At 64.7% G+C, this 15,469-nt stretch carries 17 protein-coding genes; 2 read left to right on the top strand and 15 right to left on the bottom strand.

Annotated features, from left to right (window positions below; translation table 11 throughout):
- Position 1: 1 nt before the first annotated feature.
- The 10 genes from mraY to RUH75_RS16410 form a co-directional block, all read right to left on the bottom strand.
- Complete coding sequence (mraY, locus tag RUH75_RS16365; protein WP_313807942.1) at positions 2-1,075, bottom strand: phospho-N-acetylmuramoyl-pentapeptide-transferase; 1,074 nt, start codon at positions 1,073-1,075, stop codon at positions 2-4.
- The gene (gene murF / locus RUH75_RS16370; protein WP_313807944.1) at positions 1,075-2,466 is read right to left on the bottom strand and encodes a UDP-N-acetylmuramoyl-tripeptide--D-alanyl-D-alanine ligase; all 1,392 of its coding nucleotides are present in this window, start codon (positions 2,464-2,466) and stop codon (positions 1,075-1,077) included. Before murF ends, mraY begins: the two co-directional genes overlap by 1 nt.
- Positions 2,463-3,905 carry a UDP-N-acetylmuramoyl-L-alanyl-D-glutamate--2,6-diaminopimelate ligase gene (locus tag RUH75_RS16375; protein ID WP_313807946.1) on the bottom strand — a complete coding sequence of 481 codons (1,443 nt, stop codon included), beginning with the start codon at positions 3,903-3,905 and terminating at the stop codon, positions 2,463-2,465. The genes murF and RUH75_RS16375 overlap by 4 nt, the downstream gene beginning before the upstream one ends.
- Before the next feature lies 1 nt (position 3,906).
- Positions 3,907-5,607, bottom strand: coding sequence for a penicillin-binding protein 2 (locus RUH75_RS16380; protein ID WP_313807949.1), 1,701 nt, complete (start codon positions 5,605-5,607; stop codon positions 3,907-3,909).
- Positions 5,608-6,261 (bottom strand): colicin transporter, encoded by a 654-nt coding sequence (locus RUH75_RS16385; protein ID WP_313807951.1) that lies wholly within the window; start codon positions 6,259-6,261, stop codon positions 5,608-5,610. It lies immediately after the preceding gene.
- A complete protein-coding gene (gene rsmH, locus RUH75_RS16390) occupies positions 6,258-7,238 on the bottom strand; it encodes a 16S rRNA (cytosine(1402)-N(4))-methyltransferase RsmH (protein ID WP_313807954.1) in 981 nt (326 codons plus the stop codon). Before rsmH ends, RUH75_RS16385 begins: the two co-directional genes overlap by 4 nt.
- Positions 7,235-7,732, bottom strand: a complete 498-nt coding sequence (locus tag RUH75_RS16395) for a division/cell wall cluster transcriptional repressor MraZ (RefSeq protein WP_313807974.1) — start codon at positions 7,730-7,732, stop codon at positions 7,235-7,237. The genes rsmH and RUH75_RS16395 overlap by 4 nt, the downstream gene beginning before the upstream one ends.
- Positions 7,733-7,915: 183 nt before the next feature.
- Positions 7,916-9,232, bottom strand: coding sequence for a hypothetical protein (locus RUH75_RS16400; RefSeq protein ID WP_313807956.1), 1,317 nt, complete (start codon positions 9,230-9,232; stop codon positions 7,916-7,918).
- A gap of 26 nt (positions 9,233-9,258) precedes the next feature.
- On the bottom strand, positions 9,259-9,564 hold the full coding sequence (locus RUH75_RS16405; protein WP_313807958.1) for a hypothetical protein: 306 nt from the start codon (positions 9,562-9,564) through the stop codon (positions 9,259-9,261).
- Between the two features lie 41 nt (positions 9,565-9,605).
- Positions 9,606-10,601 (bottom strand): cysteine synthase A, encoded by a 996-nt coding sequence (locus RUH75_RS16410; RefSeq protein WP_313807976.1) that lies wholly within the window; start codon positions 10,599-10,601, stop codon positions 9,606-9,608.
- Between the two features lie 191 nt (positions 10,602-10,792).
- Here RUH75_RS16410 and RUH75_RS16415 point away from each other — a divergent pair, with 191 nt between their 5' ends.
- Together RUH75_RS16415 and RUH75_RS16420 are read left to right on the top strand one after the other, a co-directional pair.
- Positions 10,793-11,731 (top strand): cell wall hydrolase, encoded by a 939-nt coding sequence (locus RUH75_RS16415; protein ID WP_313807960.1) that lies wholly within the window; start codon positions 10,793-10,795, stop codon positions 11,729-11,731.
- A 393-nt stretch (positions 11,732-12,124) separates the two neighbouring features.
- Complete coding sequence (locus tag RUH75_RS16420; RefSeq protein WP_313807962.1) at positions 12,125-12,253, top strand: entericidin A/B family lipoprotein; 129 nt, start codon at positions 12,125-12,127, stop codon at positions 12,251-12,253.
- Positions 12,254-12,401: 148 nt separating this feature from the next.
- Here the strand turns inward: RUH75_RS16420 and tatC are convergent, their stop codons facing one another.
- From tatC to RUH75_RS16445, 5 genes are all read right to left on the bottom strand, one after another.
- Entirely contained in the window at positions 12,402-13,187 is a 786-nt protein-coding gene (gene tatC, locus RUH75_RS16425; RefSeq protein ID WP_313807964.1) for a twin-arginine translocase subunit TatC, read from the bottom strand.
- Complete coding sequence (locus RUH75_RS16430) at positions 13,184-13,615, bottom strand: translocase (RefSeq protein ID WP_313807966.1); 432 nt, start codon at positions 13,613-13,615, stop codon at positions 13,184-13,186. Before RUH75_RS16430 ends, tatC begins: the two co-directional genes overlap by 4 nt.
- Before the next feature lie 30 nt (positions 13,616-13,645).
- A complete protein-coding gene (locus RUH75_RS16435; RefSeq protein WP_313807968.1) occupies positions 13,646-13,879 on the bottom strand; it encodes a twin-arginine translocase TatA/TatE family subunit in 234 nt (77 codons plus the stop codon).
- 127 nt (positions 13,880-14,006) lie between these two features.
- Positions 14,007-14,600: an SMC-Scp complex subunit ScpB gene (gene scpB / locus RUH75_RS16440; protein ID WP_313807970.1), complete on the bottom strand. Its 594-nt coding sequence runs from the start codon at positions 14,598-14,600 to the stop codon at positions 14,007-14,009.
- Complete coding sequence (locus tag RUH75_RS16445; protein WP_313807972.1) at positions 14,597-15,379, bottom strand: ScpA family protein; 783 nt, start codon at positions 15,377-15,379, stop codon at positions 14,597-14,599. Before RUH75_RS16445 ends, scpB begins: the two co-directional genes overlap by 4 nt.
- Positions 15,380-15,469: the final 90 nt, after the last annotated feature.

Raw genomic sequence — 15,469 nt, forward strand, 5'->3', positions numbered from 1 at the left:
CTCACCGCAACTTCAGCGTGGCAAGGCCGGCCAGCGCCAGCACGAAGGATATGATCCAGAAACGGATCACCACGGTCGGCTCGGCCCAGCCAAGCTGCTCGAAATGATGATGGATCGGCGCCATCTTGAACACGCGCTTGCCGGTCCGCTTGTAGAAGAAGACCTGGATGATGACCGACATCGCCTCGACCACGAACAGCCCGCCGATCACGCCCAGCACGATCTCATGATGCGCGGTGACAGCGATCACGCCGATCGTGCCGCCCAGCGCCAGGCTGCCGGTATCGCCCATGAACACGGCGGCCGGCGGCGCGTTGAACCAGAGGAAGGCCAGCCCCGCCCCGATGATCGCGCCGCAGAGGATGGTGAGATTGCCCGCCCCCGGCACATGCGGAATGCCCAGATAACCCGCAAAGTCCGCGCGCCCGACCAGATAGACGATCGCCATGAAGGCGAGGCAGGCGATGATCACCGGCATGGTCGCCAGCCCATCCAGCCCGTCGGTCAGGTTCACCGCATTGCCGAACGCCACGATCACGAAGGCCGCGAACAGGAAATAGAAGGGGCCCAGCTCGATCGCCGGACCATTGTAGAAAGGCACGTAGAGCGCGGTATTGCCATGCTGGCTGACGATCAGCCACGCCGCAAAGCCCGCGATCAGGAATTCGAAGGCCAGGCGCATCTTGCCCGAAAGCCCCTTGTGGCTGGCCTTCGTCACCTTGTCATAATCGTCCAGGAAGCCGATCGCGCCAAAGCCCAGCGTCACGAACAAGCAGGCCCAGACGTAAATCGAGGAAAGATCCATCCACAGCAGCACCGACGACACCATCGACGTCAGGATCATCAGGCCACCCATGGTCGGCGTCCCACGTTTGGCGAGGTGCGTCTGCGGCCCGTCGTCGCGGATCGGCTGCCCCTTGCCCTGCCGCACCCGCAGCCAGCCGATGAAGCGCGGCCCGATGACGAGGCCGATGATCAGGGCGGTCGCGATCGCGGCGCCAGCGCGGAAGCTCAAATAGCGGATGAGGTTGAACACACCCGCGAAATCCATGGTCTGGGCCAGCCAGTAGAGCATCAGTTCATCACTTCTTTGGGTTCTTTTGGCTGAAGCGCGGCGACGAGACGCGACAGGCCGATGCCGTTCGAGCCTTTCACCAGAATCGCGTCACCCGCGCGCATTTCACTTTGAATGAGATCGGTCGCCTGCGCCGTGTCCGGCACATGATCGAAAGCCATCACGCCGCTAAGCGCCTCGGCCAAGGGCTGCATTTCTTCCCCGACGAGGATGGCATAGTCGACATGGCTTCCCTTCAGCGGCTCGACCAGCCCGGCATGAAGCTCCCGGCTGCGTTCGCCCAGTTCGCGCATCCCGCCCAGCACGGCAATGCGGCGCTCGGCCCGCTCCCGGCCCAGTTGCTTGAGCGTCGCCATCATACTCAACGGATTGGCGTTGTAGCTCTCATCGATCAGCAACGCTTCGCCACCGGCAACAGGCACGATGCGCCGCTCACCCCGCCCGGGCAGCCCCGGCATTTCCGCCAGCGCCAATCCCGCCGCCGCCAGATCACCGCCCAAAGCCTCGACCGCTGCCAGCACGGCGAGCGAGTTGGATACCCAATGCTCGCCGGGCGCACCCACGGTGAAGCATAGTTCCACCCCCGGCAGCGTCGCCGTCACCAGCGTGCCGCCGCCCGCCGCCGGCACCATGTCGCGGGCACGGACATCGGCTTCGGGATCGAAACCAAAGGTCAGGATGCGCGCGGCATACTGCTCCGCCTTCGCGTATAGCGTCGCGACATGCGGGCTGTCATAGGGGATGATCGCCGTGCCGCCCGGCTCCAGACCTTCGAAAATCTCGGCCTTGGCCTCGGCAATCTTCTCCTCGGTGCCGAAAAATTCGATATGCGCCGGGGCGATGGCGGTGACGATGGCGACATGCGGCCGCACCTGCCGGGTCAGCGCGGCCAGCTCACCCGCATGGTTCATGCCCATTTCGAAGACGCCGAAAGCCGACTCCCGCGCCATGCGCGACAGGCTCAAAGGCACGCCGACATGGTTGTTGTAGCTTTTGACCGAACGATGCACCCCATCGGGGCAGATGCGGTCGAGCGCGTGGAACAGCGCTTCCTTGGTGCCTGTCTTGCCCACCGATCCAGTGACGCCGACCACCTTGCCCTGCATCCGCTCGCGCGAGGCACGGCCGAGCGCTTCCAGCGCCGCCGCGCTGTCCGGCACCAGCACATGCGGCTGGCCGATCGGTTCGCTGACGATGGCACCCGCCGCGCCCTGCCCGAAAGCCTTGTCCACGAAGCGATGGCCGTCCGTCGCCTCGCCCTTCATTGCCACGAACAGGTCGCCGCCCGTCACCTCGCGGCTGTCGAACGCCACGCCAGAAACGGCGAAGGGCGCCGATGCGACGCCCCCTATTGCCTGCGCGATCTCTTCGGAGGTCCAGAGCGCGCTCATCCGGCGCATTCCCGCGCCACGGTCACATCATCAAAGGGCAACACCCGATCCCCAATAATCTGCCCCTGCTCATGCCCCTTGCCCGCGAGCAGCACGATATCATCTGCCCCGGCCTGCGCAATGGCGGCGGCAATGGCGGCCCGGCGCCCGCCAATTTCCTCCGCCCCCGGCGCGCCCGCCATCACGGCAGCGCGAATGGAGGAAGGCTCTTCCGAACGCGGATTATCGTCGGTCACGATCACATGATCGGCCAGTTCCGCCGCGACCTTGCCCATTTGCGGCCGCTTGCCCGCATCGCGATCCCCACCCGCGCCGAACAAGGCGATCAGCCTGCCTTTCGTATGCGGACGTAGCGCCTCGATCGCCGCGCGCAACCCATCGGGCGTATGCGCATAATCGACATAGACCGGCGCGCCCGCCCGCGTGATCACCGCCCGCTCCAGCCGCCCGCGCACGGGCTGCACCCGGCCAAGATGCTCCAGCACCTTGCCCACATCCTCGCCGCCCGCGATCACAAGGCCCGCGGCGGTCAGCGCATTGGCCGCCTGATAGGCGCCGATCAGCGGCAGATTGACCTTGTAGGATTTACCCTCGACTTCGACTTCCAGCGCCTGGCCCAACTGGGTCGGGGTGCGGTTGGCAAGGCGCAAAGCCTGCCCCTGCACCCCGACGCTCAGCACACGAAGCCCCCGCTTCGTAGCCCGCCGGATGACCTTGTCCGACCACTCGTCATCGGCCCAGACGACCGCCGTGCCGTCAGGCGCGACCACTTCGTCGAACAGCCGCATCTTGGCCTCGAAATAGCTGTCCATGTCGCCATGATAATCGAGATGATCGCGCGACAGATTGGTGAAGGCCGCCACCGACACCGGCAGCCCCTCGGTGCGATATTGCGCCAGACCATGGCTCGACGCCTCGAACGCGGCATGGGTGACGCCCTCGCGCTTCAGGCCCGACATGTTGGACAGGAAGGTCACGATGTCCGGCGTGGTCAGCCCCGTCGACACCTGATCGACCGAGGTAGTCACGCCCAGCGTGCCGATCGACGCCGAATGATGCCCCAGCATCCGCCACAGCTGGCGAGCCAGCTCCACCGTGGACGTCTTGCCATTGGTCCCGGTGACGGCAACCGTCACGTCCGGGAAGGGCGCGAAATAGCGGGCGGCGAGCAGCGCGAACAGGCGGCGCGGATTGTCATGGGCGATATGGATCGCCCCCTCGACCCTGGCTTCCGGCCGGGCGACCACCGCCACGGCTCCGGCCTGCACGGCGGCAGGAATATAATCCTCGCCATTCACCCGCGCGCCCTGGAAGGCGCCGAATACCGTGCCCGGCGCGACTTTCCGATTATCGATCGCAAAGCCCGACACCGACGCATCCAATGGAGCGTTGGTGTCGAGCTTTGCATCCAGCCCCTCGATTAGCGACCCGAGGCGCATCCTATTCTTTCTCCTTGTCGCCGTGCAGCAACGGCATGAGGTCGGAAATATCGACATCGCGCCGCTCGTCGGGCAGCACGCCCAACATCGGCCCGGTGCGCTCGACCACCCGCTTCACGACTGGAGCAGCAGTCCAGGCCGCCGTGCGCAGGCCATATTGGCCCGTCGCCTCGTCCATGGTGACGAGAACCACATAGCGCGGATTGTCCATCGGGAAGGCAGAAGCGAAAGTCGTCACCAGCGAAGTCTTGTTATACCGCCCTTCTTGGGGTTTTTCGGCGGAACCTGTCTTGCCGCCCACCCGGTATCCCTTGGCGTCGGCGCTGCGACCTGTACCCGCCGCGACGATCATGCGCAACAGCTGGCGCATCCGCGCGCTGGTCGCGGCGGAAAAGACGCGGCGCCCCTCCGGCACCTCTTCGGCCTTCAATTTGCGCAGCGTAGCGGGCCGCCACAGCCCCCCATTCACCAGCGCCGCATAAGCCGAAGCGAGATGCAAAGGCGTTACGGCGATGCCGTGACCATAGGAAACGGTGAGCGTGGTGATGCGCCCCCAATTGGCGGGCCACAGCGTCCCGGCGCGTTCCTTCAGTTCGATCGGCGCGCGATCGTTGAAGTGCAACTCACGGAAAAGATGCTGCAAAGGCTCCGCGCCCATTTGGTCCGCGATCCGCGCCGTGCCGATGTTGGAGCTGTGCACCAATATTTCCGGCACGTTGATCCAGCGGCCGAGCGCATGGTCGTCCTTGATCCGGAAACCACCGACCGCAAGCGGCGCCGTCGCATCATAGGTCTTGGCCATGGAGGTGACGATCCCCCGGTCCATCGCCGCGGCGATGGACAGCGGCTTGAACGCCGAGCCCAGTTCGTAGCGCGCCTGCACCATATGATTGCAGAGCGGCGATTCGCTGCACGACTTGCCCGCGTAATTCTCCAGCTTGTTGGGATCGAAGACGGGGATCGAGGCCATGGCGATCACTTCGCCGGTGTTCGCGTCCAGAATGACGCCGCCCGCGCCCTTGGCATGGGTCTGCACCAGCTGGGCGTAAAGCTCGCTTTCCAGCGCGCCCTGCACCCGGCTGTCGATCGACATCGTAAAGGGCTGGCCGCGCAGCGCTGCATCGGTCAGCCGGTCGTTGAACGCCGCCTCCACGCCCATGCCGCCCTTGCCATCCGCATTGGGCGCGAAGCCCAAAATATGCGCGGCGAGCGTGCGCTGCGGATAAAGCCGTTCCTTCTCCCGCGGAAATTCGATGCCGATCTCGCCCAGCGCATTCACCGCCGCCACCTCTTCCGGCAGCGCACGACGGCGCAGATAGGCCCAGCCCCGGCCAGTCAGCTTCTTGTAAAAGGCCGCTTCGGGTTCATCGGGGAAGATTTCGTGCAGCTTGCGCGCAAGGTCGGAAGGGTCGCTGATCAGCCTGGACGGCCGCACCGCAATGGAATAGGCATCCATGGTCCGCGCCAGCGGCACGCCATTGCGATCCACGATATCGGCCCGGGCCGGCAGGCCCGCCGCCACGTCGCCGCCCCGCCCGTTGCCCGAAAAAATCCCCACCCAGGCCAGCCGCAGGATCACCACGCCGGTAACAGCCAGGAACAGGATCAACAACAGCATCAAACGATTATGCGCAATCGCCGTCAGGTCGACGCGCTGCTTGCCCGCTCTGGCGCCGCCCGGCTGGACGATGATCGTCGCCATTCAGCGATCCCCCTTGCGGCGTTCGCGCTTCGCCTGCGCGCTGATATCGCCAATGGTGCTGTCATCCAGCAGCTTGGCGTCCAGCATCGCCATCCGTTCGGCACGGCGGGCGACGGGATTGGGCTTCGACGTGTCGGCGTCGTCCTTCGCCTTTTCCCTGGCGGTCTTGACCGGCGCGGCCTTGGCGATTTTCTCGACATTGTCGGCGGCATGGGCCTCGCGGATCACCGCGATGTCGCTGCGGATCTGCGTCGCGGCCGGGCTGGCCGGGGCCGCCTGCGGCGCGGAAGGCAGATCGGCGGGCGTCTGCACCATCGCCACCATCACCGGCGGCGCGACATAATCCGGGCCATTGGGCTGCACCCCATCGAGATGCGCCAGAGCGCGCTCGCCCGCCAGATATTGCTGGGCGGTCGGCGTCGCATACATGAAATCGTCCTGGTTCCAGCGTTCCAGCTGCCGCATGTTCGCCCGCGCGCTGAACTCGGTTTCCAGATAGCGGATATCGGCCCTCGCCCGCACGATCTGCAAGCGCACCTTCATCAGCTCATTGCGCTCCGTCGCGACCTTCAGCGACACCATATAGGCACCCAGCGCACCCAGCGCGACGAGAAGAATCCAGATCAGGCTCTGCAATCTCTTGACCGCGATCATGAGCGGGCGCTCCTGCTGGGATTTGGCCGGTTGGCAACTGGGGCGGAAGTACGAATGGCGCTGCGCAGCGTGGCGGAACGGGCTCGGGGATTGCGGGTCAGTTCCGCCTCTCCGGGCCGCACCGCCTTGGCGGGCTTCTCGAAAGTCGGCGCATCGCCCGCCTTCTTCTCCGGCAGGTGGCGCGACCCGCCTCCCTCGCCGCCACTCCGCTTGCGCAGGAACTGCTTGACGATGCGATCCTCAAGGCTGTGGAAGGTCACGATCGCCAGTCGGCCGCCCTCCTCCAATATCGCCTCGGCCGCCTCCAGCCCGCGCTCCAACTCCTCCAGCTCGCGGTTCACATGGATGCGGATCGCCTGAAAGGTCCGGGTCGCCGGGTCCTTCTTGTCATGCGGCTTATGGCCCAAGGCCCGGCGCACGACACTCGCCAGCTGCCCGGTGCGCTCCAGCGGACGCGCCTCGACGATCGCCTTCGCCACCCGGCGCGAGCGCGGCTCCTCGCCATAAAGGTAAAGAACATCGGCAATTTCCTGCTCAGGGGCATTGTTCAGGAAATCGGCGGCATTCATCCCGCTCTGGCTCATCGTCATGTCGAGCGGGCCATCCGCCTGAAAGGAAAAGCCCCGCTCCGACCGGTCGAGCTGCATCGAGGACACGCCGATATCCAGGGTCACCCCCGAAACCGAGGTCACGCCCCGCTCGGCCAGCAAGCCTTGCATCCGCGAAAACTCGCCCGCGATGAGCGTGATGCCCTTTTCGTCGGCCAGCGCCTGCCCTTCCCGGATCGCATCGGGATCGCGGTCGAAGGCGAACACCTTCGCCCCCTTGGCCGCCATCGCGCTGCTATAGCCGCCCGCGCCGAAAGTGCCGTCGACATGCGCCTCGCCGGGGTTGATGGCGAGGGCGTCGAGTACTTCGTCGATGAGCACCGGGATGTGGCGATCAGGGTCTTTGGCATGGTCGGGAGAAGCGCTCACTTGCCCCCTCCCGCGTCCCGCTGGTCCAGCCAGCGGCGGACCTTGTTGCGGATCAGTTCGGGCCGATCCTTCGAATCGACCAGCGTTTCGGGCTTCCAGATCTGGATGTACCGGCCCACGCCATAGAAAAATACGACGTCGGTGATGTCATATTCTTGCCTAATGTCGGGGTGCATGGCGAAGCGGCCGCCCTCGTCGAAATTCACCTCTTCGATGGTCCCGAGCCGGCGTTCCAGTTCCAGATCGGCATTATAGTCGCGTCCCGCCGCCCGCGCTTCGCGGGCCAGCTCCTCGACTTCCTCGAACAGATAGCGGCGATGCGATTCCCCAAAGCCCGTGGCGCAGGGGTTGCCGCCATGGACCGAGAGGAAAAGCTTGGCTTCATTGCCGCTGGAGAGCTTGACCTGTCGGCGCATCTCCAGGGGCAGCACGAACCGGCCTTTGCCGTCCGCGACGCTGAACGCGTTGCCCGTAAAGAGAATGACTTCCGACACTTTGGACTGCTGCCCCTTTGGTTCGGGGGCGCAGGCCATCGCCGTCCGGATGCGCCATTCGCGACCCGGGCAACAGGACTAGCAAAGCCTGACAAACCCCTATGGCCATCAAATACCAAGCCACAGGGTTCAAGAAAAGGGATATTTTGGGAAAAGCCGGGAAATCCTGTTTTGTTCTGGTAATTAATCTCCCTTTCCGGGGTTTTGCCGGGTCAGACGTGGTCGCGCAAGGCTGAAACGAGCCCCATTCCACGATCCCAACAGTGCCGTTCCCAACGCCGCCCAGAAAAACCCGACCAGCACCGCCCAGCGCACCGCCCCGACCAACCCATCCCCGCTCCGCACCCAGCGCCGCCCGTCCGGCAACGCTTCCCCTAGGGCCTGCGCCACGAATTGCGGCGTATCGGCGGTCCATTGCGCGGGGTCGAGCGGCGCTGTGGGATCGGCCAGCCACAGCCGGTCGTCGATCAGGTCGGCATCGGCGACGATGGTCGCGCTCCCCCTCCCCACCGCGCAGCGCGCCACCCGCCCGCGCCCGAGGATGCGGCAATTGGCAGAAGCTCTTTCGAAACCCGAAGCGGCGTAGAGGGTCAGCATCCGCCCATCGCCCAGAAAATGACGCACTTCCCCCGCTCCGGCATTCGGGAGCAGCTTCACGCCCAGCACCTCGATCATGGCGGACAGCAGGGTCACGGATGGAGGCCTGCGTCGGTCCCCCAGCGGCAGATCGAGCGGCCAGCGCAATTGCGGATCGGCGAGGATCAGCGCCGTCCCGCCCCGACTGATCCAGCCATGCAGCGCAACCAGTTCATCCATGGAAAAGGCGCGCGGCTGGGCGAGCAGCAACCGCTTCGCCCTGCCCAAACCCAACGGACTATCGACGGGCTTCACGTCGAAACGCTGGCGTAGGACGGTGATGATCGGCGCGTCAGCTTTGGCGGAAAACCCCTGCTGGCCTTCGCGCCAAAATAGCGGAAGGCCACTGATGACCGCCAGTTGGGGACGCTTTCCGGGGACAGGTTCCAAAGACGGCTCCTTGGCAAACCACCAAGCCGCAAGTGCGATCAAGGCGCACCCTACCCCCATAGCTTGCCGTGCTCCTGCGAAGGCAGGAGCCCAGTTCAAACGGCGGGACCGGGCTGTCGCGAGCCACTTGTCTCGCTCCAGTGCCTTCGCAGGAGCACGAAGCGCGCCGAACGAAAGCCCCGCCACTGTCGCCAGGAACACCGCGGCCAAAAACCACAACACCGGCTCCAGCGCAGGCACCCGCCCAGTCGCCAGAAACGCGCAACACAGCACCATCCCAGCCGCGCCCAAGCCAGCCCAGCCCGCCGCCGCCTCACCCCGATGCCGCCTCAACCCGGCCGCAACTGGCACCAGCACCAACACCGGCAACATCCACCCACGCGGATCGACCTGCCCTGTGGCCAACAGCCCCGGCAGCCCGCACAGCAGCACCAGCACCCCCGGCAACCACAATAGCACTAATGTCCGAAGCACCACCCCCACTGCCCGATCAGGCCAGTTCAGCGCGAAGCTGGCGGAAGCTCGCGATCCATGGGTTTCTTGAGATTGGGGTCCGGCTGCAAATCCGGCACGATCGGCGCCTGTTCCGCCGCGGGCTGCACGCCCAGTTCCGCCAGCGGCTCCTTGGGCGCGACCGCATTCACATCCAGCGTCGGCACGGTCGGCGGCGGCACAGTCGGGTCGTCGATCCGCGCCTTGTCGATCACGATATTCGCCAGACCCACGAGCAACACCACGCCCGCCAGCCCGGTGAGGCCGATCTGGACACGCTGCAACCCTTCCTGTTGGCGGGGTGTTTCAGCCATGAAGCGCTCTTTTTCTTCGCCGCCGCGACCCGTGTCGGCGGTCAACGAGTGTGCGCGAGCCAGGGGAAGACAGTCAAGCCCTTCGATTCCAGCCACTCACGATTATAGAGCGTTGAAAGATAACGGAATCCGGTATCGCACAGGATCGTGACGATCCGCTTGCCCGGCCCAAGCTGCTTCGCCAGCGCCACCGCGCCCGCGACATTGATGCCCGACGACAGACCCAGGCACAGTCCCTCCTCGGCCAGCAGGCGGCGCACCCACAGCAGCCCTTCCTCATCGGAAATGCGGAACTGGGCATCGATCGGCGCGCCCTCCAGATTGGCGGTGATGCGCCCCTGTCCGATGCCCTCTGCCACCGAAGAGCCTTCCGCCTTCAACTCGCCATGGGCATAATAATTGTAGAGCGCCGCGCCATGCGGATCGCTGAGCGCAATGGTGATATTCTCGTCATGCGCCTTGAGCCCCAGGCCTACCCCCGCAATCGTCCCGCCCGTGCCGGCTGCGCAGGTGAAGCCATCAATCTGCCCCTCCATCTGGGTCCAGATTTCCTCGGCCGTGCCGACGATATGCGCCTTGCGATTGGCGATATTGTCGAACTGGTTCGCCCAGATCGCGCCCTCGGTTTCCTCCGCCAGACGGCGCGATGTGTGCACGAAATGCCCCGGGTTCGAATAAGGCGCCGCCGGCACCGTCACCAGCTCCGCGCCCAGAGCACGCAGCGTATCCATCTTCTCCCGGCTCTGCGTCTCGGGCATGACGATGATCGTCTTGTACCCCTTGGCATTGGCGACCAGCGCCAACCCGATGCCCGTATTGCCCGCCGTCCCCTCGACGATCGTGCCGCCGGGCTGCAACAGCCCCTTTTCCTCGGCATCATTGACGATGAACAGCGCCGCGCGATCCTTGACCGAAGCGCCGGGATTGGCGAATTCGCACTTCGCGTAAATATCGCAGCCCGTCTCTTGCGAGGGGCCGGCAAGGCGCACCAGCGGCGTATTGCCAATCAGGGCAAGGCTATCTTTCTGAACCAGCATGGCTTCCGCATAGCGGACCAGATATGCGCTTGCCAAGCAACGGATTGCTGCCCGGATGAAAGTCCGGATTGTTCCCTCACCCGTTAAGCATTGCCGCGCCCATCGTCCCGGAACGGGACAGGCCGGAATCCGGAGAGGAACTGGCAAGGCTTTTCCCTTATGGCGAAGCGAAGACAGGGGGAAACACAGGCTTGGCAGGCAAGGCAACAGGGCTGGCGACAGGGACAGGGCATGGCGCGATCGCGGCGCTGGCGCTGTTCGCGCTCGCCGCGCCGCGCCTGATCACCGCCGCGCCGCTCGACCTGCTGGCCACATCCCGGGCGGAAGACGACCCCGCCGAAAAGCCCGGCGACAATTTCCCCGGATCGGCCTTTTTCTTCGCGGAGGGCGCCTTCGCCCCCGTCCCCGGCGCTGTCACGCAGCATAGCGAACATGTCCTTGGCCTTGACGCGGTGCAGGCCGCCCCCGCCATGGCGTTTCGCGGCCTGACCGCCCTCGACAGCTATCGGGCGCTCAACTGCCTTACCTCCGCCATTTATTATGAGGCCGGCAGCGAGCCGGAGGATGGCCAGCGCGCCGTCGCCCAGGTGGTCCTGAACCGGGTGCGCAATCCGGCCTGGCCCAAAAGCGTCTGCGGCGTCATCTATCAAGGGTCCGAACGCACCGACGATCGTTGCCAGTTCACCTTCAGTTGCGACGGCTCCATGGCGCGCATGGCGAACGCGGCAGGATGGACCCGCGCCCGAAGCATCGCGGCCCGGGCGCTCGCCGGGCAGGTCTACGGGCCCGTCGGCCTCGCGACCTTCTACCACACGCTGGCGGTCCGCCCCGGCTGGTCCGCGACGATGCGTCCGGTGGCGGTGATCGGCGCCCACATCTTCTATCGCTCTCCCGGCATCCAGGGCACGCCGGACGCCTTCCGCGCCGCTTATCCGGGGCGCGAGACGCAATCCGGACCCGCCCGCCCGATCTGGCCGATCCCGTTCGATCCGCCCCTGGGACTTCCCACCGCCGCCCCGCAGCAATCCACCATCACCCCTGCCCACGATCAGCCGTTGCCCAGCGCTTCCCGCCTTCCTCGATCGGCCGTCCGTCCCGAATATCTAAATAGCGGCCGCCCGTTGATCTGATCCGCATTTTTTTCGGCCGAAGGCGGCCATTTTTTACGGTTAAAATTTCCACAATTATCTAATGCATTGAAAATAAAAGATATAAATAAAAAAGATTTTTCGGGGAGGTCGGGAACCTTATGGCTCTCACAAGGGTTCTGCACTGCGGATAGCAAATCTTTTGCCCCCCGCTCTTGCTATCCAAAAAAACATGAGCCCGGAACGCATCTCCCCCCCCCCGACGCGTTCCGGGCTCAGAATTTATGGGCTATCCCTCAGAAATCGCCGATATTTTCGCTTTCGGAACGCTTTTCCGACCGGCGGGTTGTTCCTTGGTCACCGGCATGGCGTCCGGTTGAAGCATTTCCCGCAAGGACGAGTGCAGAACATGAAGGCTCTGAAAAGGAGACGATGATGATCAGGAAGATTCTAGCCGCCCTTCTGCTGACCGGTTCGCTGATGGTCGCGGCCTGCAACACGGTCGAAGGCGCCGGCAAGGACGTGCAAAGCGCTGGTGAGGCGGTCGAAAACGCCGCCAATTAGAGCATCATGCGCTAAATTGGGAACCGGTTTGGCGCCTGAAACGATGCGAAAACAAAAAACTGGAGGGCGCGTCCTGCGTCAGATTTAACGCAGCGCTCTCCAGGAGCGCCACATGAAAGGCTCGCCCATCCGGCGAGCCTTTTCCGTTTCAGCCGGCCGCGTCAGCCGCTTCGGTCGCCGCCAGTTCCTTCGCCTGTTTCCGGTCGGTGAACCAGATGGCGATGATGGTGATCTCATACAGCGCCAATAGCGGGATCGCGAGCATCAGCTGCGACACCACATCGGGGGGCGTCAGCACCGCCGCCAAAATGAAGGCCGCGACGATCATGTAACGGCGCAGGCCGATCAGCTGCGCCCGGCTCACGAAGCCCGCGCGGTTCAGCAGCATCAGCAGCACCGGCATCAGGAAACTGACGCCGAATGCCAGGATGAACTGCATCACCAGCCCCAGATAGCTATCCGCGCTCGGCAGCGCCTCCACCTGCAAGCCGCTGCTATTCCCCTGAAATTCCAGGAAAAAATGAAAAGCCGTCGGCATCACCACGAAATAGGCAAGCGACGCCCCCATGGCGAAGAGAAAAGGCGTCGCGATGATGAAGGGCAGCAGCGCCTTCTTTTCCTTCGCATAGAGCCCCGGCGCGACAAAGGCCCAGAGCTGGTTCGCGATGATCGGGAAGGACAGGCAGAAAGCGCCGAAGACAGCGATCTTCACCTGCACGAAAAAGGCTTCGTAGAGCTTGGTATAGACCAGCCGCCCACCGCCATCGCCAAAGGCCTCCTTGAGCGGATGGACCAGGATCGCAAACAGCTGCTCGGAAAAATAGAAGCAGATCGCGCCCGTGATGAACAGCGCATAGACGCATTTGAGCAGCCGTCCGCGAAGCTCGATCAGATGGTCGAGCAACGGCGCCTTGCTATCGTCGATATCCTTCATGCCGCCGCGTCGCCCTTCCCCGCCGGTTCCTGCGCCACATAGGGCGGGCCCTCCGCCGCCGGCAGGACCTCCGCGACATGAGGCGCAGCTTCGCTGGCAGGCACGGCTTCCGCGACGAACGCCGGCGCGTCTCCAGCCGCCGCCGTTTCAACGGCCGGCGCCGGCAGCGCCTCGGTCCCCCCGGTGGTTTCCGCCGGATGCTCCTCCATGATCCGCTTGTTCTGCGCGGCCCATTTCCTTTCCAGCTCCTCCAGCTCGACCTCCCGCACCATCGCGTCGATGCCGGTGCGGAAATGGCGCGCCATGCCCTGCGCCTTCCCGACAATCTGCCCCAGCTTGTAGAGCGCGCGGGGCAGGTCCTTGGGGCCGATGACGATCACCGCGATGATGATGATCACCAGGAATTCAGACGAATCGATACCAAACATGCGCGCCTACCGCCCCGGGCCGAAGGAAAATCAGGCCTTGGTCTTGTCTTCCGTGGCGGTCGGCGCGTCCTGTTCGGGCACGCGATGGCCCTCGATGCGCGTGGCGGGCTTGGCGGCGACGTCGTCATCGTCCTCCATGCCCTTCTTGAAGCTCTTGATGCCCTTGGCAACGTCACCCATCAGCCCGGAGATCCGGCCACCGCCAAATAGCAGCATGACCACCAGGAGAACGATGACCCAGTGCATCAGCGAAAAGGAACCCATTTGAACTTACTCCTGAAACTGCCGCCTATTAGAGTGATTTCGCGTGAAATGGAACATTTCACGGCCAGGAAATCACGGCGAACAAGGGCCGCAGATCATGTTTCGGTCAATCCGACCGCAACATGATCTAAGCATCTTCCTCATCATTTTCCACAACGGATTGGGCCCCCAGACCCTCCAGCGCCAAATCCACCGGATCGAGCAGACCCGCGGCGCGCAGATCGTCCATGCCTGGCAGGTCGCGGCGGCTGCCAAGGCCGAAATGCGACAGGAACTCTGCCGTCGTGGCGTAGATGAGCGGCCTGCCCGGCACTTCCCGCCGACCCGCGGGCCGCGCCCAACCCGCCTCCATCAGCACGTCCAGCGTGCCCTTGGCCACCTGAACGCCGCGGATGGCCTCAATCTCGGCGCGGCTCACCGGCTCATGATAGGCGATGATGGCCAGGGTTTCCATGGCCGCGCGGGAGAGTTTGCGCGTTTCGTCCTTTTCGCGGCGAAGGATATGGGCCAGGTCGGCGGCGGTCTGGAAATGCCAGCGCCCGCCCCGCTCCACCAGATTGATGCCGCGCCCGGCATAATGGCCGCTCAGCATCGCCAGCGCGGCGGGCAGGTCCCCCGCCTCCCCGACATGAAGCCTGAGTTCGGCCAGCGTCAGCGGCTGTTCCGACACGAACAGCACAGCCTCCACCGCGCGGAGGAAATCGTCCACTTCTTCGATCACAATAAACGCCCCGCAGTCGGTTCCGGCAAGGCGGCGCGCAGGTAGATGGGTTCAAAAATCCCCTCCTGCTGGATTTCCAGCCGCCCCTGCCGCGCCAGTTCCAGCGCGGCGACGAAGCTGCTGGCCAGCGCCGACCTTGCCATCGGTCCATCCTGCCCGCTCGGCAGGAAGGCCTCAAGCGATGTCCAGTCGATCGCCGCGCCGACCAGCGTGGCGACCCGCTGGATCGCCTCGTCCAGCGTCATCACCGGCCGCACCGCGACCATGTGGACGACCGGCTGGGTACGGGCGCGGATCTGGCCGTAGGACTGGATCAGGTCGAACAGGCTCGCCGCCCATTTCGCCTTGCGGACGAGGCGCAGGCCTTCGGGCTTTTCCCGCGCGAACACGTCCCGGCCGATCCGGTCGCGCGCCATCAGCCGCGCCCCCGCCTCCCGCATCGCCTGCAAGCGCTGGAGCCGCAATTGCAGCCGCAACGCCAGTTCTTCGGGGCTGGGCTCGGGCTGCGCCTCCCTGGGCAGCAAGAGCGCGGATTTGAGATAGGCGAGCCAGGCCGCCATCACCAGATAATCGGCGGCCAGTTCCAGCTTCAGCTTCCGCGCACCCTCGATATAGGCGAGATATTGCTCGACCAGCGCCAGGATCGAGATTTCGCGCAAATCCACCTTCTGCGTCCGCGCCAGCGCCAGCAACAGGTCGAGCGGCCCTTCCCAGCTTTCGAAGCTGACGGTCAGTGTTTCAGGTCGCGGAATGGCGGAGGGCGTGAAGAGGTCGTCCATAGTCAGAAGATCATCTTTGCAGTTTCCCCGCACTGCCGTGCTCCTGCGGAGGCAGGAGCCCAGTTCAAACGGCGGGACTGGGCTCCTGCC

Origin of the sequence: Sphingobium sp. (genome assembly GCF_032153725.1) — a bacterium.
GTDB lineage: Bacteria > Pseudomonadota > Alphaproteobacteria > Sphingomonadales > Sphingomonadaceae > Sphingobium.

What these genes read in the sequence shown, in the direction of transcription:
- mraY (WP_313807942.1), bottom strand. Translation starts at nt 1,075, where the DNA reads ATGCTCTACTGGCTGGCCCAGACCATGGATTTCGCGGGTGTGTTCAAC.
- murF (WP_313807944.1), bottom strand. Translation starts at nt 2,466, where the DNA reads ATGAGCGCGCTCTGGACCTCCGAAGAGATCGCGCAGGCAATAGGGGGC.
- RUH75_RS16375 (WP_313807946.1), bottom strand. Translation starts at nt 3,905, where the DNA reads ATGCGCCTCGGGTCGCTAATCGAGGGGCTGGATGCAAAGCTCGACACC.
- RUH75_RS16380 (WP_313807949.1), bottom strand. Translation starts at nt 5,607, where the DNA reads ATGGCGACGATCATCGTCCAGCCGGGCGGCGCCAGAGCGGGCAAGCAG.
- RUH75_RS16385 (WP_313807951.1), bottom strand. Translation starts at nt 6,261, where the DNA reads ATGATCGCGGTCAAGAGATTGCAGAGCCTGATCTGGATTCTTCTCGTC.
- RUH75_RS16405 (WP_313807958.1), bottom strand. Translation starts at nt 9,564, where the DNA reads ATGGCTGAAACACCCCGCCAACAGGAAGGGTTGCAGCGTGTCCAGATC.
- RUH75_RS16410 (WP_313807976.1), bottom strand. Translation starts at nt 10,601, where the DNA reads ATGCTGGTTCAGAAAGATAGCCTTGCCCTGATTGGCAATACGCCGCTG.
- RUH75_RS16420 (WP_313807962.1), top strand. Translation starts at nt 12,125, where the DNA reads ATGATCAGGAAGATTCTAGCCGCCCTTCTGCTGACCGGTTCGCTGATG.
- tatC (WP_313807964.1), bottom strand. Translation starts at nt 13,187, where the DNA reads ATGAAGGATATCGACGATAGCAAGGCGCCGTTGCTCGACCATCTGATC.
- RUH75_RS16430 (WP_313807966.1), bottom strand. Translation starts at nt 13,615, where the DNA reads ATGTTTGGTATCGATTCGTCTGAATTCCTGGTGATCATCATCATCGCG.
- RUH75_RS16435 (WP_313807968.1), bottom strand. Translation starts at nt 13,879, where the DNA reads ATGGGTTCCTTTTCGCTGATGCACTGGGTCATCGTTCTCCTGGTGGTC.
- RUH75_RS16445 (WP_313807972.1), bottom strand. Translation starts at nt 15,379, where the DNA reads ATGGACGACCTCTTCACGCCCTCCGCCATTCCGCGACCTGAAACACTG.